General features: G+C 51.8%; 21 protein-coding genes and 1 tRNA gene. 5 read left to right on the plus strand and 17 right to left on the minus strand.

Features of this window, described 5'->3' with window-relative positions:
* Positions 1 to 39: 39 nt before the first annotated feature.
* The 7 genes from rplL to HMPREF1628_RS01545 form a co-directional block, all read right to left on the minus strand.
* Entirely contained in the window at positions 40 to 426 is a 387-nt protein-coding gene (gene rplL, locus HMPREF1628_RS01515; protein WP_034507026.1) for a 50S ribosomal protein L7/L12, read from the minus strand.
* Between the two features lie 87 nt (positions 427 to 513).
* Positions 514 to 1,035: a 50S ribosomal protein L10 gene (gene rplJ, locus HMPREF1628_RS01520; protein WP_034507028.1), complete on the minus strand. Its 522-nt coding sequence runs from the start codon at positions 1,033 to 1,035 to the stop codon at positions 514 to 516.
* Positions 1,036 to 1,328: 293 nt separating this feature from the next.
* Positions 1,329 to 2,024: a 50S ribosomal protein L1 gene (gene rplA / locus HMPREF1628_RS01525; protein WP_034507031.1), complete on the minus strand. Its 696-nt coding sequence runs from the start codon at positions 2,022 to 2,024 to the stop codon at positions 1,329 to 1,331.
* A gap of 70 nt (positions 2,025 to 2,094) precedes the next feature.
* Complete coding sequence (rplK, locus tag HMPREF1628_RS01530; protein WP_016444150.1) at positions 2,095 to 2,526, minus strand: 50S ribosomal protein L11; 432 nt, start codon at positions 2,524 to 2,526, stop codon at positions 2,095 to 2,097.
* A gap of 186 nt (positions 2,527 to 2,712) precedes the next feature.
* Positions 2,713 to 3,480 (minus strand): transcription termination/antitermination protein NusG, encoded by a 768-nt coding sequence (gene nusG, locus HMPREF1628_RS01535; RefSeq protein ID WP_034507033.1) that lies wholly within the window; start codon positions 3,478 to 3,480, stop codon positions 2,713 to 2,715.
* Positions 3,481 to 3,591: 111 nt separating this feature from the next.
* Positions 3,592 to 3,831: a preprotein translocase subunit SecE gene (gene secE, locus HMPREF1628_RS01540; protein ID WP_034500361.1), complete on the minus strand. Its 240-nt coding sequence runs from the start codon at positions 3,829 to 3,831 to the stop codon at positions 3,592 to 3,594.
* Between the two features lie 29 nt (positions 3,832 to 3,860).
* Positions 3,861 to 3,933: transfer RNA gene (locus HMPREF1628_RS01545), tRNA-Trp, on the minus strand.
* 178 nt (positions 3,934 to 4,111) lie between these two features.
* Between HMPREF1628_RS01545 and HMPREF1628_RS01550 the strand changes: the two genes are divergently transcribed.
* Positions 4,112 to 5,320, plus strand: a complete 1,209-nt coding sequence (locus tag HMPREF1628_RS01550) for a pyridoxal phosphate-dependent aminotransferase (RefSeq protein ID WP_034507036.1) — start codon at positions 4,112 to 4,114, stop codon at positions 5,318 to 5,320.
* Positions 5,321 to 5,493: 173 nt separating this feature from the next.
* A complete protein-coding gene (locus HMPREF1628_RS01555; RefSeq protein WP_034507039.1) occupies positions 5,494 to 6,324 on the plus strand; it encodes an alpha/beta hydrolase in 831 nt (276 codons plus the stop codon).
* Between the two features lie 240 nt (positions 6,325 to 6,564).
* Here HMPREF1628_RS01555 and HMPREF1628_RS01560 read toward each other — a convergent pair whose 3' ends face one another.
* The 5 genes from HMPREF1628_RS01560 to wecC form a co-directional block, all read right to left on the minus strand.
* On the minus strand, positions 6,565 to 7,482 hold the full coding sequence (locus HMPREF1628_RS01560; protein WP_198030376.1) for a glycosyltransferase: 918 nt from the start codon (positions 7,480 to 7,482) through the stop codon (positions 6,565 to 6,567).
* Between the two features lie 41 nt (positions 7,483 to 7,523).
* A complete protein-coding gene (locus HMPREF1628_RS01565; RefSeq protein WP_034507045.1) occupies positions 7,524 to 9,467 on the minus strand; it encodes a hypothetical protein in 1,944 nt (647 codons plus the stop codon).
* A gap of 187 nt (positions 9,468 to 9,654) precedes the next feature.
* Positions 9,655 to 10,506, minus strand: coding sequence for an ATP-grasp fold amidoligase family protein (locus HMPREF1628_RS01570; protein WP_034507048.1), 852 nt, complete (start codon positions 10,504 to 10,506; stop codon positions 9,655 to 9,657).
* Positions 10,507 to 10,517: 11 nt separating this feature from the next.
* Positions 10,518 to 12,413, minus strand: coding sequence for a CgeB family protein (locus tag HMPREF1628_RS01575; protein ID WP_084703147.1), 1,896 nt, complete (start codon positions 12,411 to 12,413; stop codon positions 10,518 to 10,520).
* A 30-nt stretch (positions 12,414 to 12,443) separates the two neighbouring features.
* Entirely contained in the window at positions 12,444 to 13,688 is a 1,245-nt protein-coding gene (gene wecC, locus HMPREF1628_RS01580; protein ID WP_034507050.1) for a UDP-N-acetyl-D-mannosamine dehydrogenase, read from the minus strand.
* A gap of 151 nt (positions 13,689 to 13,839) precedes the next feature.
* Between wecC and HMPREF1628_RS01585 the strand changes: the two genes are divergently transcribed.
* Complete coding sequence (locus HMPREF1628_RS01585; protein ID WP_052038753.1) at positions 13,840 to 15,780, plus strand: glycosyltransferase family protein; 1,941 nt, start codon at positions 13,840 to 13,842, stop codon at positions 15,778 to 15,780.
* On the opposite strand, the gene HMPREF1628_RS08565 is transcribed toward HMPREF1628_RS01585, so the two are convergent.
* Complete coding sequence (locus HMPREF1628_RS08565; protein ID WP_156956813.1) at positions 15,760 to 17,124, minus strand: glycosyltransferase family A protein; 1,365 nt, start codon at positions 17,122 to 17,124, stop codon at positions 15,760 to 15,762. The two genes, HMPREF1628_RS01585 and HMPREF1628_RS08565, sit on opposite strands and share 21 nt — an antisense overlap.
* A gap of 284 nt (positions 17,125 to 17,408) precedes the next feature.
* Between HMPREF1628_RS08565 and HMPREF1628_RS01590 the strand changes: the two genes are divergently transcribed.
* Positions 17,409 to 18,107, plus strand: coding sequence for a hypothetical protein (locus tag HMPREF1628_RS01590; protein ID WP_034507053.1), 699 nt, complete (start codon positions 17,409 to 17,411; stop codon positions 18,105 to 18,107).
* Positions 18,108 to 18,145: 38 nt separating this feature from the next.
* On the opposite strand, the gene HMPREF1628_RS01595 is transcribed toward HMPREF1628_RS01590, so the two are convergent.
* Together HMPREF1628_RS01595 and wecB are read right to left on the minus strand one after the other, a co-directional pair.
* Positions 18,146 to 19,393 (minus strand): glycosyltransferase family 4 protein, encoded by a 1,248-nt coding sequence (locus HMPREF1628_RS01595; RefSeq protein ID WP_332248665.1) that lies wholly within the window; start codon positions 19,391 to 19,393, stop codon positions 18,146 to 18,148.
* Positions 19,394 to 19,404: 11 nt separating this feature from the next.
* On the minus strand, positions 19,405 to 20,559 hold the full coding sequence (wecB, locus tag HMPREF1628_RS01600) for a non-hydrolyzing UDP-N-acetylglucosamine 2-epimerase (protein ID WP_034507059.1): 1,155 nt from the start codon (positions 20,557 to 20,559) through the stop codon (positions 19,405 to 19,407).
* A 235-nt stretch (positions 20,560 to 20,794) separates the two neighbouring features.
* Here wecB and HMPREF1628_RS01605 point away from each other — a divergent pair, with 235 nt between their 5' ends.
* A complete protein-coding gene (locus HMPREF1628_RS01605; protein ID WP_052038755.1) occupies positions 20,795 to 21,859 on the plus strand; it encodes an LCP family protein in 1,065 nt (354 codons plus the stop codon).
* A gap of 2 nt (positions 21,860 to 21,861) precedes the next feature.
* Here the strand turns inward: HMPREF1628_RS01605 and HMPREF1628_RS01610 are convergent, their stop codons facing one another.
* Positions 21,862 to 22,758 carry an ABC transporter ATP-binding protein gene (locus tag HMPREF1628_RS01610; protein WP_034507063.1) on the minus strand — a complete coding sequence of 299 codons (897 nt, stop codon included), beginning with the start codon at positions 22,756 to 22,758 and terminating at the stop codon, positions 21,862 to 21,864.
* Entirely contained in the window at positions 22,755 to 23,693 is a 939-nt protein-coding gene (locus HMPREF1628_RS01615; protein ID WP_156956817.1) for an ABC transporter permease, read from the minus strand. Before HMPREF1628_RS01615 ends, HMPREF1628_RS01610 begins: the two co-directional genes overlap by 4 nt.
* Between the last annotated feature and the right edge of the window lie 253 nt (positions 23,694 to 23,946).

The raw sequence follows: 23,946 nt of genomic DNA on the forward strand, positions 1-23,946 counted from the left end.
GGGAAAACCCGCGCGCTCCTTAGTAGCTTGAGCTAGAAACTACTTAACGGTGACGGTGCCACCAGCAGCCTCAATGTCAGCCTTAGCCTTCTCAGCGTCTTCCTTCGAAACACCGGAAAGGATGGTGGTTGGAGCACCCTCAACCTTGTCCTTGGTGTCCTTCAGGCCCTCGCCCGTGATGGCCTTAACAGCCTTGATGACCTGGACCTTCTTGTCGCCAGCAGCTTCAAGAACGACGTCGAACTCGGTCTGAGCCTCAGCAGCCGGAGCTTCGCCACCAGCAGCCGGAGCTGCAGCAACAGCGGCAACCGGAGCGGCAGCCTCAACATCGAACTCTTCCTCAAACTTCTTGATGAAGTCGGACAGTTCAACGAGGGTTAGTTCCTTGAAAGCATCAATGAGCTCTTCAGCGGTGAGCTTTGCCATTTTGGCACTTCCTTCCATTTATTCCTGCTGTAGAAGCAGATGTCAGTTTGATGGACCTCGGCACGGTACCGGGAATCCGGGGTGGCCTTAGGCCGCTTCTTCCTGCTTCTCGCGCAGGGCGTCGATGGTGCGCACAGTCTTGGTAGGCAGTGCGGCGAAAGCGAACGCAGCCTTGGACATTCCAGCCTTGAGGACGCCGGCGGTCTTGGCCAGCAGTACCTCGCGGGACTCAAGGTCAGCGAGCTTCTTAACATCATCAGCGGAGAGCTTCGCGCCCTCCATCACACCGGTCTTCAGAACCAGTGCGGGGTTCTCCTTAGCGAAGTCACGCAAAGCCTTCGCAGCGTCAACGACCTCGCCGTTTACAAACGCGATGGCGGTTGGGCCAACCAGGTCTTCTTCCAGGAAGTCGAAACCAACTTCCTTCGCAGCAATGGTGGCCAGCGTGTTCTTCACCACGGAGTACTGCGCGTTACCAGCCATCGAGCGACGAAGGGTCTTCATCTCCTCAACGGTCAAGCCGCGGTATTCAGTCAGCACAACAGCAGATGAAGAGCGGAAACGCTCCACTAGCTCTGCAACTGCAGCTTCCTTGTCAGGCCTTGCCATGGGCCCTCCTTCCGTGATCATCCGCCGGCCCAGAACAAACCCGGAGCGGGGAATAAAAAATCCCCGGCGCGCAAGGCACACGGGGCAGACAAAAAGTCTCACTCGTTCACCTGCGCAGGTTCCATCTGGATTACACCTCAATGAGGTACCAACGGTCTTTGGCTACCAAGTAAGGGTACCCAGCCGCGGCTACAAGTGCAAGCACGAAAGCACCAGAAGGAGGCAAATATGAGCGGTTTAACAAGAAAACTGGCCCCGGTATACCCGGGGCCAGTCACGTGTTTGAAGCTAGATTAAGCAGTCTTCACTGCGACATCCAACGGGATACCAGGACCCATGGTTGTCGAAACAGTAGCCTTCTTAATGTAGCGGCCCTTAGAGGAAGCCGGCTTCAGACGAATGATCTCGTCGAACACCGCGCGGTAGTTCTCCGCGAGCTGCTCAGCGGTGAAATTCGTCTTGCCAACGATGAACGCGAGGTTCGAGTGCTTGTCAACACGGAACTCGATACGACCGCCCTTAATTTCCTTAACGGCCTTCGCAACATCCATCGTTACCGTGCCCGTCTTCGGGTTTGGCATAAGACCACGCGGACCAAGCACGCGGCCCAGACGACCGACCTTGCCCATCATGTCCGGGGTAGCAACAGCGACATCAAAGTCGGTGTAACCGCCCTGAACCTTCTCAATGAGCTCGTCGCCGCCAACCTCATCCGCGCCAGCATCGAGCGCCTCTTGAGCGCGCTCGCCAACGGCAAAGACCAGGACCCTGGAGGTCTTACCGGTGCCATGCGGAAGAGAGACGGTGCCACGCACCATCTGATCAGCCTTACGCGGATCCACACTCAGGCGGAACATAACCTCAACGGTCGCGTCAAACTTGGTGGTCGAAGTTTCTTTAGCTAGCTTCATCGCGTCGAGCGGAGCGTACAACTCACCGGGGTGAATCTTCTCGACCGCTGCGCGGTAAGCCTTTGAACGAGTAGCCATATCTGCGTTTCTCCTTGCAGTTGTGGTGTCTGTGGGCGGCTATTGCCCTGCCACGAAATAGTTAGTGGAATCAGGCCTCAACCGTGATTCCCATGGAACGAGCGGTGCCAGCGATGATCTTCATAGCCGCATCAACGTCATTCGCGTTAAGGTCTTCCTTCTTCAGTTCCGCGATCTCACGAACCTGAGCCTGCGTTAGCGAGCCCACCTTCGTGGTGTGCGGGGTGCCAGAGCCCTTTGCGACGCCAGCAGCCTTCTTAATGAGCTGAGCCGCCGGAGGGGTCTTGGTGATGAAGGTAAACGAACGGTCTTCATACACGGTGATCTCAACCGGAATGATATTTCCGCGCTGAGACTCAGTAGCCGCGTTGTAAGCCTTCGTGAACTCCATGATGTTCACGCCGTGCTGGCCAAGAGCTGGGCCAACCGGCGGAGCCGGGGTTGCAGCGCCAGCCTGAATCTGGAGCTTAATCAGGCCGACAACCTTTTTCTTCGGTGCCATAAATTTGGGTCCTTTTACTTGTCAACTTTCCAAACTGCCATGTCGCAGATTTGGGCAGTGTCCCCTCTCAACCCTCGTGTAACCGATTTTGGGCACACGAATGCTGAAAGGGTGCACGATCGATAATCATAACGCCCACGCCGCCTCTAAAGCCAGACGGCGTGGGACACATCACCCAGATGGTGACTAGTCGATTTTCTCAACCTGATCAAAGTTGAGTTCAATCGGGGTTTCACGCTCGAAAATCATGATCGAGAGCGTGAGCTTACGCTGCTCCGGGAAGACTCCCGAAACCGTAGCTGGCATGTTCTCGAACGGGCCGTCCTTAACCGTGACGGACTCACCCACCTCGAACGTAATGGCCGGAGCAGTCACTACCTCGGCCGTCTCCTGCTGCTGCGCCTTCGAAACCCACATCGGGGCGAGCATATTAACGACCTCATCGAGGTACAGCGGAACCGGATCGCGGGCATCGCCCACAAATCCCGTAACCGCAGGAGTTTCCTTGACCACGCGCCAAGACTTCTCATTCATCTCCATGCGCACAAGCACATAGCCCGGAATACGCACGCGATCAACCTGCTTCTTCTTACCGGCCTTCGTCAGTTCCGTTACGGTCTCCATCGGAACCTCAACCTGATAAATCCAATCCTCAGCATTCTGCGAAACCACGCGCTGCTCAAGATTAGCCTTCACGCGGCGCTCATGCCCCGAGTAAGAATGGATGACATACCAATCACCCGGCAAGTAGGACAGCTCCTCGCGCTTAGCTTCAATCGGATCAACAACCTCGGTCTCCTCGCTTGGAGCCGAAGTGGCCTCCGCGGAAGGCGCTTCCCCATCAGTTGCGGCCTCTTCCACAACCTCCTGGGAAACGGACTCCTCTACGGCCTCGGACGCGACTTCTGGAGCCTGCTCGCCTTCAAACTTCTCTTCAGTGCTTTCCTGATCCACCTAGGACCTCCTTGAACACTTCCTAAATAGGCTAAAAAAGTAACACACCCTGGGCGGAGCCTCGGGTGTGTCTATCAACGATATGAGTTTAACGCATAAGCGCGGGATTTACTATCCAAAAATCCAAACGCTCAACTGGCCAAACGCAAAATCAAGCAGACCTGTGTAAATCATGATCGAAACCACGAATACCAGCACGACCAAGAAATAGGTCCACCATTCTTCCTGGCTAGGCCAAATAACCTTCTTCAGCTCGGCAATGACCTGGCGAATGAACAGCAAGATGCGACCAAAAACGTTCAAGTCTTCCTTGACGTTTGGGTTCTGCGAAGACTTCGTCTGGTCTGACATCTTCTTCCTCCTGCATAAACTACAAAGAGCAGGGCAGGCGGGACTCGAACCCACAACCGCCGGTTTTGGAGACCGGTGCGCTACCAATTGCGCCACTGCCCTACGCTCATACCCGGCAAGCGAATATGTGCGACGTCAAGCATAACCCGACACGGCTACCAAGTCCAACTGTCACCCTCTAGCGCCAGCTTTGCGACACAAATAACAGTGGCTTACCATGTGCCGTCCAGTAATCGGGCCCGCACTGCTAATACCGGGCTTCAGTGTTTAGGCTTAGCACGTGAGCAAAAATCGAGTATCAAAACGCCTGGGTGCCATTGCGCCATCAGCCACCCTCGCAGTATCAAACCGCGCAAAAGAACTTAAAGCCGCAGGCGAACCCGTTATTGGATTCGGCGCGGGCGAACCCGACTTCCCCACCCCCGACTACATCGTGCAGGCCGCCGTTGCCGCCGCGAATGAGCCGGCCATGCACAAATACACGGCCAACAAGGGCCTGCCAGAGTTGCGCCGCGCGATTGCGGAAAAGACTCTGCGAGACTCCGGCGTTGAGGTGGACCCCGAAACGAACATTCTGGTCACCAACGGCGGCAAGCAAGCTGTATTCCAGTCCTTTGCGGCCGTAATCGACCCGGGTGACGAAGTTCTACTTCCCGCCCCATACTGGACTACCTATCCCGAAGCCATCACCCTGGCCGGAGGCATTCCCGTTGAGGTCTTTGCCTCCGCCGAACAGGAATACAAAGTCACCGTCGAGCAACTCGAAGCGGCCCGCACCGAACGCACCAAAGCGCTCCTCTTCTGCTCACCCTCCAACCCCACCGGTTCTGTCTACACTCCCAAAGAAGCCGAAGCCATCGGCCGTTGGGCGCTAGAAAACGACGTGTGGATCCTCTCCGATGAGATCTACGAACACCTCCTCTATGACGATGCCAAGCCCGCGCACCTGCAAAAGCTTGTGCCCGAGCTTTTTGACCGCATCATCGTTATGAACGGTGTTGCCAAGACCTACGCCATGACCGGGTGGCGTGTGGGCTGGATGATTGGCCCGGCAGACGCCATCAAGGCCGCATCCAACTTCCAATCCCACCTCACCTCCAATGTGTGCAACGTTGCCCAGCGAGCTGCCCTCGCAGCCGTGTCCGGTGACCTCGCCGCCGTTGAAGACATGAGGCAGGCATTTGACCGCCGCCGCAAGAAAATGGTGGAACTACTCAGCCAAATCGACGGGTTCAAGGTTCCCACCCCGAAGGGCGCGTTCTACTGCTACCCCTCCGTTGAAGGCGTTATTGGCCGCGAGATTGCCGGCACGAAGATCGAGTCTTCCGCCGACCTCGCCGAAGTTATCCTCAACGAAGCCAAAGTCGCGGTAGTACCGGGCGAAGCGTTTGGCCCATCCGGCTTCATTCGCCTCTCTTACGCTCTAGGCGATGACGACCTTGTAGAAGGCGTAACTCGCATCAAGAAGCTCATTAACGGCGAGAACTAACCGCTTCCTTTCAATGGTGGCCAGACCCGCTTGTGAAGTGTCCCCCGGAAGTTGGACTGGATTATTCAGTTTCTTTTTCTGGGGGACATTTTCATGGTTTCTTCTTGCCACGCACTTGCACTGGCCGAGCGTAAAGCGGGCGAAACTCAGCGCACTTTGACAAACTTGAAAGCATGAAAGCTGAATTAAAGAAGCATTACGCGGATGATCCCAAAGCAACCGTTCTGATTCTGCACGGATACGCCGAACATCAAGGACGATACGGCCACCTGATTGACAGTCTGGTTGAAGCCGGTTTCGACGCCGTCACCTATGACCAGTACGGGCACGGCACCGCTACCGGCCCTCGCGCCAGAGTTGACGTGGGCCAGCTCATCAAAGACCACCTCGAAGCGCGCGAGCAGGTTCGCCAGCAGATGCGCACCGAGGACCTGTTCCTATTCGGCCACTCCATGGGAGGCCTCATTACCGCCGCCTCAAACCTCATCAATCCACGAGGCGTCACCGGCGTTGCCCTCTCCGGCCCCGCATTCAGCACAGCCGGCGGCATTGAACGAGACAAAGTGCGTGCCGTTGCCAAAGCCGTACTCAAGTTTCCCGCAGGCATGCCCACGGCCGCGCTGGATGCGAAAGCGGTTAGCTCTGACCCTGACGTGATTGCCGCATACAAAGCCGATCCGCTCAACTACCACGGGCGCGTTCCGGCCCGCACCGCCGCAACCATGATCTTGCAAGGTCTTGAAACGCTTGAGCGCGCCAACAAATGGCAAAACCCACTCATCATCTTCCACGGCTCCGACGACACTCTGGCAGACCCTGCCGCCTCTTGGGAGTTCTCGCAAAAAGCACGCATGAGCGGCGCCCCCGTTGAAATGATCGAAGTTCCCAGTGCTCGCCACGAGGTTTTCAACGAACCACACGTGAACGGAATGCTCGTGGAAACCCTCAACATGTGGATGTTTGGCATCCTTCGTGCCAAAGCCATTACAGACCCGCAGAACTAAGGTTTAGGAGGCAGACGTGAGCCGCAGGAGCTGGCCCTAGCGGCTAGCCTTAGGCGGGCCGTAACGGTAGCCTCAGAATCCATCCAATCCGAGGTCTGTCCACCACTGTGCTCTCTTGAAGCGTGCTCTTGCTTCGGTCTCGCCAAAACATAGCGAGGCCGAAGCTGCAAGCGACAGCGTCACCGCCGCGCACCAGACAGAGCCGAGGCTTTGATGCCTGCCTAATGCACGGCGCATAAGCTACGCTGTGTGCATCTGAAGTATTGATTCGGCTAGTGCGGAAATTTCCCCCAATGGAGCCGTGGAAATCATTCCCGGGAACTCCTCGTGGAAGGCATTTAGAGCTGGCAATTCGTAGACGGCACATCTGAGTCCGCATTTCAACGCTTCATAAACCCCGTATCCAAATGATTCCAAAAGTGACGTAGATACGAGCACGGCGGAATCCCCAAGTTCACGATAACGTTTGGCGAGCTCTTGTTGCGGGACGTTATAGAAGATGGACACGCGATCTTGCACACCTGAACGCGCTATCTCTGCCATTAGGCCAACTACCATCTCAGCAGGGACTCTTCCTGAAAAATACATCTCCCCTGCGTAGTTTTCGGGAAGATTACCCAAGACTCTGAGAAAATCGTTGTATCCCTTTGCCCGGGAAAACTGACCCACCCAAATAAGCGTAGGCGACAAGTCAATACCATGCTCATGCTTATCTACAAAGAACATGTCTTCATCAACTTGGTTTGGCACTACCCGAACAAGTCGTTGCGCATTTGCAGGGAGCAGACTTTGGATGATGCCCGCCAGATAATCTGAGGGAACCCGCACTTCATCTACTCGTCGCAGATCAAGCTTTTCCACTTCAGATGAGAGCACCCGTACATCGGAGGAGTGGAACTCATACACCCGTAGCGCAAGAGGTAAACTCTCAAATACCTTGTTCGCAATTTCTGGCGCTGAAGTAAAAATAACTTCATCGTACCGACGTTGGCTTAAGGTAAACGTCAGGTAATTCTCGAGCCGCTCTTTCCTGACCAGTCTGAATTCTACGTTGGGTAGCTCGTCAAAAATATTTCCGCCACCACTGTCGTTGGAGAAAAGGAGATCGAACTTATGGCTCGGGAGGTTTTTAGCTCGAGTACGCAGAACCGTTCCCATGCCTCCCTGGGTCAAATTCGGATAATAGTGGAGAACCCTCATTAGTCTTCCTTTCCGATTTCGTTGATGAAGTTCAAAACCTGCCTGGCGCGGCTACTCCACTTCGCATCTTCAACTAGTACTTCTACTGAATTGAGCTCTTCTTGCGTCCACTCAGCTTCCATATGTAGCCTAATCTGGTCGATAAAAGACTCGAGAGTGGCATAAACAGTTGTAGCTGGATATGTACTTACACTTCCCATCTCGGCCGACACGACTCTGTTAGCACACGCCAGGTATTCATAAATCTTGTTCGGGTCTACTCCTCGAGTTAGAGGCGAGTCAACGAACGGTATCAACGCCACTTTCCAACGAGGCATGATCGTCTCAAGCTCTTCGTGATTCTTCGGCCCCAGTATCTTCAAGTTATCTGGTGCGATTAGATTATCCGGCGCTCCATGCCCAACTATTTCAAACGTGTAATCAGGTAATGCCTTTGCAGCAGCCATTACATACTGCCAATTGAACCATGCAGGAGTTAGGTGGCCGACGTAACCGACTACTTTCAAGGGCTGTCTTTCAGCTATCTGTTCAAGACTTCGATACTTGGAAAACACATCAGCAAGTTCTGCCCTCACGCCGTTGGGAATAACTTTAGGCTGCCGATCAGGATGCGCGACCGCCTCCATCTTCCGAGCTAATGCACCAGAAACAGTAATGATCGCGTCAGCTCTCTGCGCTACGAACACTTCGAGGCTCGGATCGTACCACTTTGAGTAGCCAACCCGTTTGAACTCCTCCATGTTGTCCCGGATTTCATAGACGGTTGTCCAACCGTTTCGGTTGAACCGATCAATAACGCTTGCAGCATTCCAATCGGGGAAGGACGTGCAGTAATAGACCTTTGGCCCTTGCCATTCAAGTTGAAGAAGTTCATCCACTACCGCATGGAAATCATTTCTGGGGAACTGCACGAGTCTTTCGTCCACGGTATTCTCATGCTCCTGCAAACTCGAGAACGGCATGTATACCACCGTGGCACTGGCATTACAGAATTCCTGTGCAAGATTATTTGGCCTAATAGCCAGTGTTTGGTGCCCCAGCGGGGGCGCTGTCGAATCAACGAAAATAAGGGGTTGTTCTTTATCCTCGGCTGGCAAAGCCTCAATGCTGTTGAAGACTTGTTCAACAGTACGATGGAACTCATATTCAAAATGCGGGGCGCCGAGTATGCTTCCTTTTGCCGACCAGTTTGCAAAGCTTGATACTCGTATTTGAGAAACTCCCTCAGGCAAATCTATTACAGCCGACGTATCTTTTTTAGAGTCACGAGAAGCGAGGCAGTTAATGAACGCGCCCTGAACAGGGTGGTGTGGCAGACTCGCTGGGCTGAGCATTTCGGTCCCGGCAGAATCGAAAAGTTGAACCTTTAGGGGCAGGTTTGTTCCTGTTCCAGGTGCAACAGTGATGTCAACTTTTACCTGCTGTGCTCCCGGATCCACATTTTCACTAAAATCATAGTTTTCGTAAGGAATCGAAAGAGGGGTTCCGGATTGCAAGGCTCCAGGCGTCGGGCCTGGAAGGTACTCTACGGCACCCAATACCAAAGTTTCTATGTCAGCTTTCCACTGTCGTCCAGTCAGACGAATGAGGGTGGCGTTGGCAGGGACGCGGAAAGCTGCATGAGTCACCTTGGGATTCTCAATCGGCCCACTTTCAATGTAAATGTAGTCTCCAACCAAGCTTGACTTGTGGGGCCAATCCAAGATACGGATAACCTCGCCCGAATCATCAAGACATTCAATCTTCACCAATGCGGCGCCGGCCACTTCTGGCGATGACGACACAGATTCTATCCAGAATTGGAAGTTCTCTCCGGCTTCGACAGGCACTTCAAGAGCAAGATTATGAATTGGCTCTAACTTGATATCGCTAAACTGCTGGTCTCGAAAAAAATCCAAGAATTGCATTTTCAACGAAGGTACCCGATCCCTAGTGGCCCTCATACGAGCTTTCCTAAGCAAGTTTTTACCTGACGAATGCATAGTAATCCTCAACTTTTCGGTTTTGAGTCTTCATTTTCATTTTTCATGCCTTTTGCGTCATTTGTCATGCACCTGGCTCGGCTCAACGTCCCTAGCTGACTGCTAGGGCTTACGCACGCGACAGCGCTCTAGCGTCGACTGAGCCCGTCTAAAAGTCCAAACCTCTAAGCTGGTTCGGATCCTTTATTGCGTAGCTTCCGGATAAACGTTTCTCGGCATCCTGCCACATACGCCCGAGCCGAACAGCCTCCGCGCTACTCATTATTTTCCGGTTCTTGTAATAAAAGGTACCTGGAGTAAAAGTAATCTCTCCAAGGTAAATACCATTCACAGTGTTGTACAGGTCCACGCGACAGAACGCTGTTGCCACCGCAGTAGAAATCCTCTTTGCAACGTTCAGTAGCTCCTGCCAGTTTTCCGGCACCTGGGATTCAACAATCGATTCCAGATGTGACATCCCCGGCGCAATCCCATAACGATTAGGCAAATCGGGGAAAGGCATAAAATCACCATCGAAATACATAGCTTCTACCGGATTTTCGAGATGTTGTTCCATTAAGATCATGCCAATTTCACCTTGAAAACAGTAAAAGCGGATGTCTGCAGGCGGCACCGAACCATCTATGCCCACGAGGAGCTCTTCGGCTATAAAAACGTCATTAATTGGACTATCCGAGTAGCGCGCGCTGACATCATGAGCTTCCTCAATGAGTTGCTCTGCGGAGAAGACATCGCGAGAAACGATATCTTCCCACTTGTCCTCCTTGCGTTCCAGCAATCTAACGCCAATGGAAGTAGAGGCAAACGCTGGCTTCAAGGCAAACGACTTAGGTAACTGGCTTGCCAATACGGTTTCAATTGGACCACTGATATAAATCGAAGGCGCCCGCACACCGATCAGGTCAGCGAATTGCCTCGTACGCGCCTTTGCTCCGAGATATGACGGCAAGAATTCATCTCGCCCTGACAAGCGTCGTTCCAACAGTGAAAAGTAATCCATCGTCTACCCTTCTAATTGAATCCGGAAATTGGGGCAGAGATATCGTGACTACCTACAAGCCTTGAATGACGCAGGATCTCCACCGAGCTCGCCTTCCATGTATGAGAACTCCCTAACCGATTCTGTGTAAAGCCGTATCGGCCAGTGGCCCAAATCTTACCCCCCGAATCCGATACTGCCTTAAGGAACGCCGTGTCTTCACCCGAGCCGACATCCTCGAAACCGATATTCAACATGGTCTCACGCCTAGCCACGATAGTAGGGCCAGATACGAAGCCAGTGAAAAAGTGCTCCTGCCCCGGATAGGTAATTACCGAACGCCTGACACCATTGAGATACAACGTAACAAAGTGGCTTTTCTTCCCACACACATCCGCTGCCATCGAATCAATAGCATCAGCCTGTTCTAACAAGTAATACGGCCCATAATCGTCGTCATCATCGATTTTAGCCACAATAGGATAATCCGCTCGCGCGATCAGAAAATTGTAGATGCTACCTAAACTAATAGTCTCATCCTGATAAAACCACTGCGCGTTCAAGGCTAGATCGTTAGCTAGGTTTTTATGCTCCGGAGTGGCCTCGAAACCATGCGTAGCTACTAGCAGTTGTACCTCGACTCCAACCTGCTTTCCTACTTGTTTCAGCAGGTGCGGAATCTGGTTTGGCCTATTTGTGGATGCCATAATCGATACTCGGGCTTTACCAACCACGTGATTATTCAGGCTGACTCGTTTCAAGATTTCATCAACGCGATGAGAATAAGTATGTCCCAAAAGAATTTTCATGCGCGCCTCATAGGAGAATTCGTCACGCAAATCCGGAGACATCCGTAGAGCTTTTATCCAGTTAGCCGCCTCATCGCTATCTGCTACCTGAATAACTCCATTTCCAAAGACGCCTTCTAACGCTGGGCTCGACGCGGAAATGACCGGCGTACCGCAGGCCAGAACCTCGAAAACCCGCCGAGAAAACATCGTCGTGCTATTCGGAATAGAATTAACATTCAGAAAACAGTTGTACGACCTGTACGCACGAAGCATCTGTTCATACGTCAACTCGCCTTTTACATACGGTTGATACTCTTCGGGGAACCGATATTCGGAACCGACATCCTGAAATCTTGAATAGATGTCTAAACTTCCCGAGCCGGGCGTTATCGATTTAAGCGTGCCTTCTAGCAACATGTTAATTTGTTCGGCACGCTCCGGGAACTTGTGATTGAAATAAGTTCCCGCAAAACATACATCCCCTGGTTTAGTTGAGCGACTACCAGGGTTGTGAATAACCGGTTGCGCTCCAAATAGGAGGGCCCCCACACGGTCATGTTTGAGCACCTTTTTGTAACGCTCAATCAGATCCCGCTCGGTGGTAAACACCCAATCAAATATTTTTGCAGTATCGATGAAGTCGTCGAAGTGATACGGATCTTCCTTATTCCAAAATACGGTGGGAATACCGAGCTCTTTACAAGCAGCCACAAGCTTTCGCAAGGCTTCAGAAGGCGCGGAACTACCCGTCAGCTGATACTGCCATGCATCCGAGTTCCCATGCCAAGCAGACTCCACAAATAGAAGGTCTAAGCTCTCATAGTGATCACGCCAGTCACTAGGTCGCAACGGAATCTGCTGCCACTCGTAACCAAATGCCAATTCGGAAAACGGATCCAGGATCGTACCGACACGCATTGCACGGCGAGGTTCTGTTACCGGCAGGTCGAAACCCCTATTAAACTGCTGCCGGTTCGCCGCCGCACCGTCAAGGTGCTCCTGGCTACGGTCTACTCCAGCACCATTCTCAGCTCGAAAACGCCGCAACCCTGCCCACCCGGAGAATCGAAAATGCCAGAATGCTCGTCTAGCATACTGGATTTTTTGGGCGAGCATTTCCCTACTATTTCTTGTCATAGCTTGCTAACGCTCTAGACGAAGCTCACCTTATTTCCGCCACAAGCCTGTGGTATCAATCAACGTCTTGTCTGCAGACGCCGCCAGATCAAAGCTTGCGAACTCGCGGTGAGACACTAAGAGCACCAGGATGTCTGCCTCGTCAATCACCTGCTTCGCTTCGGTGAACTCGACGTTTGGATACTCCTGAAGTTGGCGCGGAAGGCTGTCAATATTTGGCTCCACCACCATAATTCGCGCATCAGGGTATTCAGCGGCCACACGTGTTGCGATACCAAGAGCAGGAGACTCTCGCAGATCATCAATATTGGGTTTAAACGCAAGTCCAAGCAAGCCAATGGCGGCAGAACCACCTCTGCTCTTAACCGCTTCGTCAATCTTAGAGATAACCCAATCTGGCTTCGCGTCGTTAATCTCACGAGCCTGTTTAATCAGCTTCGCCGTCGGGGTAGCAGCCACGATAAACCAGGGGTCAACCGCGATACAGTGTCCTCCCACACCTGGCCCGGGCTGAAGAATATTCACCCGTGGATGACGGTTGGCAATCTCAATCAATTCCCAAACGTCGATGCCTTGCTCATCACAAATCAGACTCAACTCGTTGGCGTAAGCAATATTCACATCCCGGTACGCGTTCTCCGCCAGCTTACTCATTTCCGCTGTACGCGCGTCGGTAAGAAGAATCTCTCCGGTACAACAAGAGCGGTACACCTCAGCCGCCCTCTCTGTAGCTTCGGGCGTTGTCCCGCCGACAATCCTGTCGTTAGTTCGCATTTCGATGATAATGCGACCAGGTAGGACTCGCTCGGGAGCATGAGCGAATAAGATTCCCGGCTCACCGTTTCCCTTCGGATCACGCAGTTCCGGTCGCGCAGCAAACACACGCTCTTCCATACGATCCGTAGTGCCCGGTGGAACCGTGGACTCAAGGATCAAAAGCTCCCCGCCACGCAACTTCGGGATAATCGCGTCCGTTGCAGCGTCGATCGCAGTGGCGTCCAACCGGTTATTCTCGTCAAGTGGCGACGGGACTGAAACGATGTATACCTCAGCTTGGGGCATTTCTTTCTGCGCGATCAAGTCACCCGATTCAACTGCTGCCGCCAAGGCCACTTCGAGCCCCTCTTCCACAAACGGCAACTTCCCCGCCCGCACATAATCAATCGTACGATCAGAGACATCAACCCCCGTTACTTTCCAGTTACTGTTGGCTAGTACCACGGCAGTAGGAAGGCCAATGTAGCCCAGACCTACAACGGCGATTTCTTTTTTCATAAAAGCTCAAGTCTCCGTATCGTATTTGTATTATCAAGATCTAGCATTATATATATCGCATTAACATGCTCTCGGGAAGTCAAATTTGTATGGTATCGATAACGCGATTAAGTTGGCGGATCAACAATAAATCATTAAGGAGACAGGTGTCATGGGCGCATTCCAATCACAGATTGCTTTTGTGAAAAAAGCAGCCTGGAGTCTTCGAAACCAGGGTCTGTCTGGCGCACGCAGATACCTGCGCGGGAAAGGGATTAATATCCCCAGCGCAAGCAGAGTACGAAACTACTTTGCACCGACCTCTCTAAAATTCCAAAACTGGCCAATCCCTCCCGCGAATCGCCCAACCCATGAACTAACTGTCGGTGTAATCGCGGATGAGTTCTTCCGCCGCGCATACGAATACGAATGGAACGCGGTTTACCTCACTCCAAGCAAATGGAAGTCCGAACTAGATTCCACCAAAATTGATTTCTTGTTCGTCGACTCTGCTTGGCAAATGGAGGCGAGTGAACCCTGGCAATACCAGATTTTAGGAAAAAGCGCTCCCAGCGAAGAACTCGTAAGGCTTGTCCGCTACTGCCAATCGGCCGGTATACCAACTGTATTTTGGAATCGCGAAGATCCACCTCATTATGATGACGCCATTGAAACAGCAAGACTATTCGACTGGGTATACACAACAGATGCCAATCGCGTTCCAAGTTATATGAAAGACCTCGGTCATAAGAATGTGGGAGTATTGCCGTTTGCCGCTCAAGTGGCAATCCACAATCCGATGGCGTTAATGGATGGTTTCGAGGTAGCCGAAAAACGCGATGTTGCCTTTGCAGGAGCGTATTACGGAAACAAATACCCCGAACGTAAAGCTCAATTAGAAACACTCCTATCCGGATCGATAAAAGCCGAGGAACGCCTAAAGTATGGTCTAGATATTTTTGCCCGAGATATGGGAGGTGGAAAACTCTATCGTTTTCCAAACGAATTTCGACCAAATATTCGCGGCTCACTCACCTACCCTCAGACGCTTTCCGCTTACCGCGCATATCGCGCATTCATCAACGTGAACTCGGTTGTAGACAGTCCGACAATGAGCTCAATGAGATTATTTGAGTTGCCTGCCTGTGGAACTCCCATAATCTCCACACCAACACCCGCGACCACTAATTTCTTCACGACAGACATGGTCGCTCAAGTAAACACTCCAACTCAGGCAGAGTTTACTGTTCGATCCCTGGCTACAAATCCAGATTTAGCAGACCGAATGGCATACCTGGCCCAGCAAGAAATCTGGCACAAACACACCTATACCCATCGAGTCGACCAGATTTTGCGGGATATCGGCATGGAGGACGCCACCTACTGCCCTCCAAGTGCCACCGCGATGATCTCTACAAACCGTCCCGGTCAAATCCAACATGTATTAGATACACTCGCCCGGCAGCGCAATGTAGAAATGCAAGCACTTATCGGCACACATGGGTTTGTTGCCACCAGCGAAGATCAAGCCTATGCCCGCGATCATAACCTTGAAATCCAGTGGGTTCCCCTAGATACAGAGCTTTCTTTGGGAGCTTGCTATAACCGGCTCATCGACCGGGCGGACGGAGACTACATTGCCAAGATTGATGACGACGACATTTATAGTTCAAACTATCTTTTCGACTCATTACTTGCAGCAAGATATTCACGCGCTGACGTGGTAGGAAAGCACGCACATTACATGTATCTGGCGGATAAGAATCTAACTGTCTTACGTTTCCCCAAATGGGAAAACCGATTCACTCAGTTCGTTTCCGGCCCTACAATCCTTGGGTCGGCCAACATTATGAAACAGATCCGCTTCGCAGATATAACCGAAGGCGAAGACTCCGACTTCCTCCGTCGCATAACTCAAAATGGCGGCACCATTTATTCGGCTCAGCGATTCGGCTTTACCCAGATGAGACAGGCGCAAAAGGCGACACATACGTGGACGATACCAAGTGAAGAGGTGATAGCTACCGGACGCATCTCCCATTGGGGACTTCCCAATGAGACAGAGTTCCCCTTGGGGGTACCGAACTCTGATCTATTGAGAGAGCGATCCTAATACGCCGAAATGACCCGGCAACTCCAGTTTGCTTGGCCCACCCGCGTGTATTTGCCTACCATTTGCTGTAAATACAGAATTGTCCACCGCCCAAGTATGACTTGTGCTGGATCGCGCCCTCACAAACCCGAATCTAGAACCTGCATAAATTGCGGCCCCCTTTTGCGAAGCTCTTCTGAGGAAATCACTGTCTTCCCCCGTTGAGATATCTGCAAACTTAATTTCGTCAGCGAAATCTCTGCTGCACAGCAACGTTGGTCCTGCAACCTCATGCACAAACTTATTCTCATCCGCTTCAAAACATAGAAGCGTACTGTCTAGCGATTCCAGATAAACAAAAGTAGATCGTTTACCGACTATCTGCGCTTCGGAATACCGGTGCGCTAAAACCGAGTCGAGAAGGTACGTAGCATCATAAAAGTCATCGTCATCCATTTTTGCGATGTATGAAGCATCAGCTCGCGCAATCATTTGATTGTAAATACTGCCCAACGATAAGTGACTATCTTGCTCAAGCCAGATGATCTCCAAGTTCAGATCCCTCGCTAGGTTTCTGACCGATTCCGGAGCTTCAAAGCCATGTGTTGAGATTATTGGCTGAAGATCGACTCCACGTTGCGCTGCCAAGTACTCGATGACGTGTACCAATTGTTCGGGACGAACTGTACTTACCATGGGAGCAACAGAAATCTGACTATGCTGTGCGTTCTGGTTTCCAAGCGTCTTAATGATTTCGTTAGCCCTGTGCCGATACGTATTAGAAAGCCAATAGTTCTGTCTGGCCACGTAAGCCTGCCACATTCGGTCGATGTCATTATTGCCATCAGGAGCCGGGGACTCACACACAAGACCGTCACAGGCGTTGATTTCCATGTGGCGTCGCGAGGGGCTGGCGCCTGCCTGTTCGGTTGAGTCAACGAAATACTTGTACATGCGATAGGCACTAAGTTGTTCCTTGCACGGCAACCCTTCTATCTTCTTAATGGGGGTCGTATTCTTTCGCTTCAACGTTTTGCCGTTAACTGTTATCACACGCGGGTTATGCACCATGGGCTGAACAGCTGGAGAAAGGTTTACTACTGCCGTGAATTGGGTACGCAGTTTTTCATCAATGCTGACTGTCGAATCGTCCAACCACAACACACTTGGAAGACTTAACTGCGTGCATCGAGCGAGAATTGCCGGCACATCTTCCCACCCCCTCAGTGAGACAGCTGAACTTGTCACCAAGAGTAGATCCAAGGAATCGTCTAACTCGGATTGCCACTTGGTAATGCTCAAAGGCACTTGCTGCCATTCATACGAGAAGCCCATCTCTATAGATGGACTAGCAATCACTGCCACTCGTATAGGCAGCGGATCCAACGGTTGTGGCACAGGCCACTGCGGGAATGCTCTACCGGCAACTTTTCGGGGCTCTTTCCCTCGGCGAACAAGACGCTGACGCCGCAAATACTCTCGTGTGGCTCCGCCAATACCTGCACGCGAGTACTGCCAGGCGCGGCGAATCTTGTAAGCTAGGGTAACAGTTTTCATATAGAATCTCGCAACAAAACGCATTCTACATCTGGTTGCCCAGGCAGAAGAAGTCAGTTTTGCAATATGTATAAAGTGGGAGTGGCGCTATCTTGAAACGTATCGTAGCAGTTCTATCGGGATTAGCTATCCTTGTTGGGATTGGAATATACGGCTACCACAGCAACGCCTATGGGCCGATCGTTAACTCATACGAGAAGGCGGTAGCCGAAGAAACTGGGCAATTCAATGCCCTTTCAGATCAAATCAAGGTTGCCGAGAAAAGCCTGGCGAAGTGCTCATCTCAGAAAACAGTGCTCCAAGAATGTAAAAATCTTGCGAATGTCCTAAAAGACGCCAAAAACATTCAACAGACCACTCCTGTTGAGAAAGAATCTCCTCGCTCGACGTATAAGCGGAGTCGCCAGAAAGTAGTTGAGAATACCAAACAGGCGAGGCGAGCCCGAGAACTTATTGAGAACGCTCTCAAAGCTCTACGGGAAGCAGAAAAGACAGCCCCTAGCGTGACTGAGCCCAGCGAGAAGCCCTCGGAGACCGGGACAGAAGCTGATAACGACTCTGACGAAGAAGCATACATCCCAGAAGAAGAGGAGGAGCAAGACCAGTTTGTTCCTGCTCCGCAACAGCCTGAAGCACCGGCACCAGCTTCACCTGGGAACGTGTATCCGCAACCGGCACCTCCCGCCCCAGCCCCACCTGAGGAACAACCCGAACCGCCTCATGAGCCATCGCCTCCGCAACCGGACAATCTTGCGCCGGTCGAGCCTCCCCACGAAGACGAGGTTCCTTAACGGAACAGTCCTTATTGCATCACGAGCTCCGGGGTGGCCTAATTTCTTATAGCTTGTTCTAAAAAGTCGATGAAAATCTCATCCGGCTTCGCTGCAACCACAGTTTCGCGTAACCAATTTATTCCCCGGTCTGAGACGTCAAGACGTTCACGGTTACCAGCCAACTCACGCCAGAGCTGCGCAAGCGCATCCGGATCCATCGCCGGCACACAGTCGCCCACCCGTGATCGTCGCATGATTTCGGTGCTTTCTCCATTAGCCGCCAGACACACGTGCAAGCCGGATCCTATGGCCGTGAACAACTTGGAAGGTATCGTCTTTTCAAGTGGAGGCCAATCCTTCAGGTGCACCAAAATCGTGTCCGCCCATGCGTAATGCTCCTGCAGAGTTGATTCCTCACTTAGAGGCACAAAATCAATATAGGGTAGACTCGCAGCCAGCTTTTTTATACGTGGAAGATGCGCCCCTTGCCCAATTAAACGCAACACCACGTTTGTCCCATGTTGTCTGGCTCGCTTAGCTGCCTCAATCGCATTTTCTAGCCCTTGAGCGCGCCCGATGTTTCCCGTGTACAACACGTGTATATCGCGGGCTGAAGAGTCATTTCGCGGTGGAACATTCTTGGGAAAGGCTACTAAAATATCGTTGAATAACGTGGAGGTGCGAACTCCGTACCTGTTTTTGATCGCCTGCGCGTGGGATTGCGAAGTAGTTAAAACCCCATCTGATTGCGACAACAGGTATCCGAATACCGATCCGGCGAAGAGAAAAGCAGGATGCGCAATTCTCTTCAGCACTGCGCGCACATGAGATGACGATGGATCAGCGCTAATAACAAATCGGGTTAGCTCCGGCCACACGTCGCGCAGATCTACCACGAACGGCCTACGAACTACGCGCGCAACCACAAACGCTGTGAACGTAGCAGGCAGGGGTGGTGAAGTTGTCAAAATGACGTCTGGATGAGTGTCTCTAGCAGCACGAATTCCCGTCGTCAACGACGATATCGCCACCACTGCCTGATCAACTACCCGCGTGGATATCCGCGCATCGTGCGGACGAAAATGGGCTCGATAAATTGTTTCGCCCTTTTGCGATACTGACACCGCCCCAGCCTGGTCTTCTGGCGACGACGACAGTAGCCGCCCGTGCGGATAATGGGGAGGAGGAGCAACCACTGTCACTTGATGCCCCCGGGACATCAAGGTATCAGCCATCCATCGGCCACGCCTTTGCGGAACACCGTGCTCAGGCTCCCATTGCTGGGTAATGAAGAGAACACGCACCAGGAACGTCCCTAATTTTCAGATGATGGAACGAAGTCCGGTAACCTCACACCGCCACCCAACAACTGCTCAATCGCTGCGGCGCTTCGTTTTGCAGCATGTCCGTCACCGTAGGGATTGACTGCATTTGCCATCTTGGCATAGGCTTCCTGGTCATCTTTTAGGCGTGAAACCTCTGTGACAATGCGATCGGTGTCCGTTCCGGTTAAGGACACAGTGCCAGCCGCAACCGCCTCTGGACGTTCGGTACTTTCCCTCATGACCAGAACTGGCTTTCCAAGGGCAGGAGCCTCTTCCTGTACACCGCCAGAATCGGTCAGGATTATGTGGGCGGTCTTCATGGCCAGAGCAAACTCGGGATAATCCAGCGGATCCAGTAAGAGTACATTCTTCAAATCCTGCAAAAATGGCAGGAAAGTTTCGCGTACTTTTGGATTGCTATGGATAGGGAAGACAATCAAGTCATCCGGATACTTTTGCGCCAATGTCTGCAGCGCGGCAGCAATATCGCGCATCGGATCACCAAGGTTTTCACGCCGGTGCGACGTCACTAGAAGAATGCGCTTGCCAGAGTTCAACGCATACGCTAATTCTGATTTGGTTACCTGTATATCCTGTTTCAGCGTGTAAAGCAGTGCGTCAATTACCGTGTTACCGGTCACAGCGACGGATGCTTCCGGCACTCTCTCAAGAAGCAGGTTCTGTTTAGATCCGGCCGTGGGAGCAAGATGAAGCGACGTTATCTGAGAAGTTAGCTTCCGGTTAGCTTCCTCCGGGAAAGGTGAAAATATATCTCCAGAACGCAGACCCGCTTCCAGGTGAACAACCGGAATCTTCCGATAGAACGCGGCCATCGAAGCGGCTGTGACGGTGCTAGTGTCTCCCTGCACCAATAGCGCGTCCGGCTCATATTCTGCCAACACGGGATCTAGCTTTGAGAAAATCTTAGCGGCGATCTGGTTGAGACTTTGACCGGGCTCAAAGATATCCAGCTCGACATCGGGTGTGATTCCAAAGTGGTTGTTCACCTGCTCCAACATGTCCTTATGCTGACCGGTCGATAACACAATCGGTGAGAGAACCTTTGACTCTTTCAATGCCTGAATCACAGGCGCAACTTTAACGCCTTCCGGCCTTGTGCCGTATACGACCATTACTTTTTTCATTGTCCGCTCCGATTGGCCCATTGTGACAGGGCACAAGTGTGTTACACACATACTGGGTTCAGCCTATCCCAGGCGCCGACGAGATTTTGCTAAACATTACCATTCATGCAACGAAAGTCGCCTACGCCGCGGCTAATTCTATACAATCATGATGTTGTGTAACAAATGTTGCATACTGCCAAAATGTTGTGTAGCTAATCTGAGCGCACGGTTTGCAACCCAAGATTGGATATCCATGACTCCTCGTGACACATCTTCAAACCACAATCAGCAGCACGAAGTTGTTTACGCTCCGCCACAGGAACGTAAGCGCACGCGACGTGCACTGTTAGTTGTGGTTCTTATTTTTGGAGTACTTTTTGGCGGTCTAGTTGGGGGCGCCGCCTGGTTAAGTGCCAAATTAGACGATATCCGCACCCTCGGCGATCCGTTCCAGGGCGTGAACGAGGCGAACAACGGTGAACCCCGTCCATCGCACCCTAAATCGGACACGAGCAAGCCGATTAATTTCCTTATGCTGGGAACTGACTCTCGCATATCGGCCGGGGATCCAAGTCAGTGGGTCAAGGGGGCGCAACGTACAGATGCATTCATGATTCTTCAGATTGCCGGCGATCGCGAATCAGTTAATGTCATTTCCATCCCTCGTGATTCTTGGGTAGACATTCCCGGATACGGCAAACAAAAAATCAACGCAGCCTTCTCTTACGGGGGCCCTACCCTCACCATCGCCACTGTAGAGCAACTAACCGGAATCCCCATAGATCACGTAGCCGTGGTTGATTTCACCTCATTCTCGGCTCTAACCGACGCACTAGGTGGCGTAACCATGACTACGAGCACAGAAGGCACACAAACTTACGATGGAGAAGCGGCTCTTGCTTTTGTACGGGAGCGGAAGAATCTTCCGGGCGGTGATTTCGACAGGGTTCGACGCCAACAACTATGGATGAAAACAGTTGCGGACAAAGTATTGACACGCGAGACTCTCTCAAACCCAGCAAACCTCTTGAGCCTTTACAACACCGTAAGTCCATATGTGGCTGTTGATGAAGCGTTCAGCCTGAGCACGATCCTTGATTTAGGTACGGACTTCAAGGCGCTTCAGAACGCAGATTTCAATTTCCTAACGGCTCCCAACAATGGCACCGCAACTTCTGCGGACGGGCAGTCAATCGTAGTGTTAGATGAAGCTAACTTCGGCCTACTAGCCCAAGCCTTCGCTGAAGATCGTGCGGAAGATTTCATCAAGAATAACTCGGACTCACTCGAGACTTTGAATTCGGGTGAAGTCCGCTAAAATCATGCTTTTTGATGACGCGGCTGATGCTTATCTGCGCGCCGAAGCGCTGTATCTGACTTTGTTATTCTCGTCGCTGGATAGGCATCACTAGCCTCATTCATAATCGCGTTTGCGGCGTCACGATCAGTCTTACTGATTGCCGCAGACCAATTTTGGTAGTGGGCGGAAATTGCTTCTACATCGCCATCAGCAACAACTTCGCCTTCATGCAACCAGATCACACGATTACACATACGCTTTATGACACCTACCGAGTGCGACACCAAGAAGATAGTCCCCGCGTTCGAAAGCATCGCCTGCATACGTTCCTCTGACTTTGCTTGAAAAGTCGAGTCACCCGTGGAAAGAGCCTCATCAATCAGGAGGATCTCTGGACGCGCAGACGTTGCGATAGCGAATCGGAGACGAGCGCCCATACCCGAAGAATAGGTCTTCATTGGCCTGTAGATAGCATCCCCGATAGAACAAAACTCTTCTATATCCGGGATTCTCTGCCTAGCTTCCGCAGGACTAAAACCAAGTGCAAGAAGCCCCAATACAGCGTTTTCCACTCCGGATAACTCGGGCATCAATGCGCCATTAATACTTAGTAGCGAAGGCTTGGTCTTTGCTAACACAGTTCCTGTGGAGGGGGGTTCGCTTCCGGCCAGAACCCGCAACAACGTCGATTTTCCGGCTCCGTTTGCACCCATCAAACCGATAAAATCTCCCTCAAATGCAACGAACGAAACATCCCTAACTGCGTTCACTTTTACTTTCGGCGCACGACCAAGCGCAGTGGCAATAACTCTTTGTCCCAGTGTTGCCTTAGATCGCTCATTCGGATCAGAAGAGGTTGATAAGTATTCAACTGAAACACCGTCAACCACCATAGAAATAGTTTGATCGGCCTTCATCGTTCCAGAGCCTTACTCATATTAATCTCATTGCGCCAGATGAATAGGAAACCGAATACCGCTAGTCCAATGGACCAAACCCCGAAATATATCCACAAGCTGAGAGGGGGAACCTCTCCCCGCAACAAGAGCGTTCGTAAAATCTCAAGGTATGTCCAAGCGGGATTCAAACGCATAATATCTTGCATAACCGGCTTGTCAGCGAACATGTCAATTGACCAGAAGATTCCCGAGGCATAAAACCAGAGGCGACTAAACAATCCGATCACAAACCGGATATCAGGAACCAGCGTTGCAAACGTTGCGGTAATAGAAGCGATGCCTACGCACATTGGGACGGCAAGAAGATAAACCACCGGCACCAGTAGCCAACCCAGCATTGGCATAGAGTGCGGCGGCACCGCCACGATGAAAATAAGCATTGCCAAGAATGTCGGAATAAAATCTATATATATCCGCATTACATACGACAACACCAAGGAAAACTTTGGAAACTGGAATGTGCGAACGAGATTACGACCTGATCCTTCAATAGCAGACGTGGCATTAAGTGATTGCGCCAGTACGTTGAAGGAAATGAGTCCGACCACGAGGTACCCAACAAAGTTGTCCATACCACGGTCAAAACTCAAGAGAACCGCAAAAATGAAGTAATAGATAGCGGAGTTCAAAAAAGGTTCGATGATGAGCCAAGCTTGCCCAAGGGCCGTATCCTTGATTGATCCAAATGCCCGCGCTCGACTTTCCATGAGCGTGAAATGGCGCCGCTTCCACACCTGCGCAACATAGGAGGACAAGGTTGGCCGCATACTTAGACGGACGAAATCGCTAACATCATATCTTGCTGGAACAAGATTTGTTATTGGCTGGTTATCCGTTTTGGTAGTAGCTCGTTTCGGAAGCTCATTAGGCGTATCTGACGTGCTCTCGGACAATACAAATTCCTCAATATGTGGGACCCATACGAAGCTCAGTTCTTCTCAGTTTACCCGAGGCGAACGAAAACGTTCGATCGCGGATATATGTGGCATTTGCCATAACCAGACGAGGTTTCTGGACGCAGCACCGCAAATGTTAGATATCGCTGACAGTGAAACACAACTAATCGTCGTAACTGCCAAGATCGGCCCACCATTGCGCTCTCTTGAAGCGTGCTCGTGCCTCGGCCTCGCCAAAACGTAGCGAGGC

It is taken from the genome of Actinomyces sp. S4-C9, from assembly GCF_000758775.1.
Classification (GTDB): domain Bacteria; phylum Actinomycetota; class Actinomycetes; order Actinomycetales; family Actinomycetaceae; genus Gleimia; species Gleimia europaea.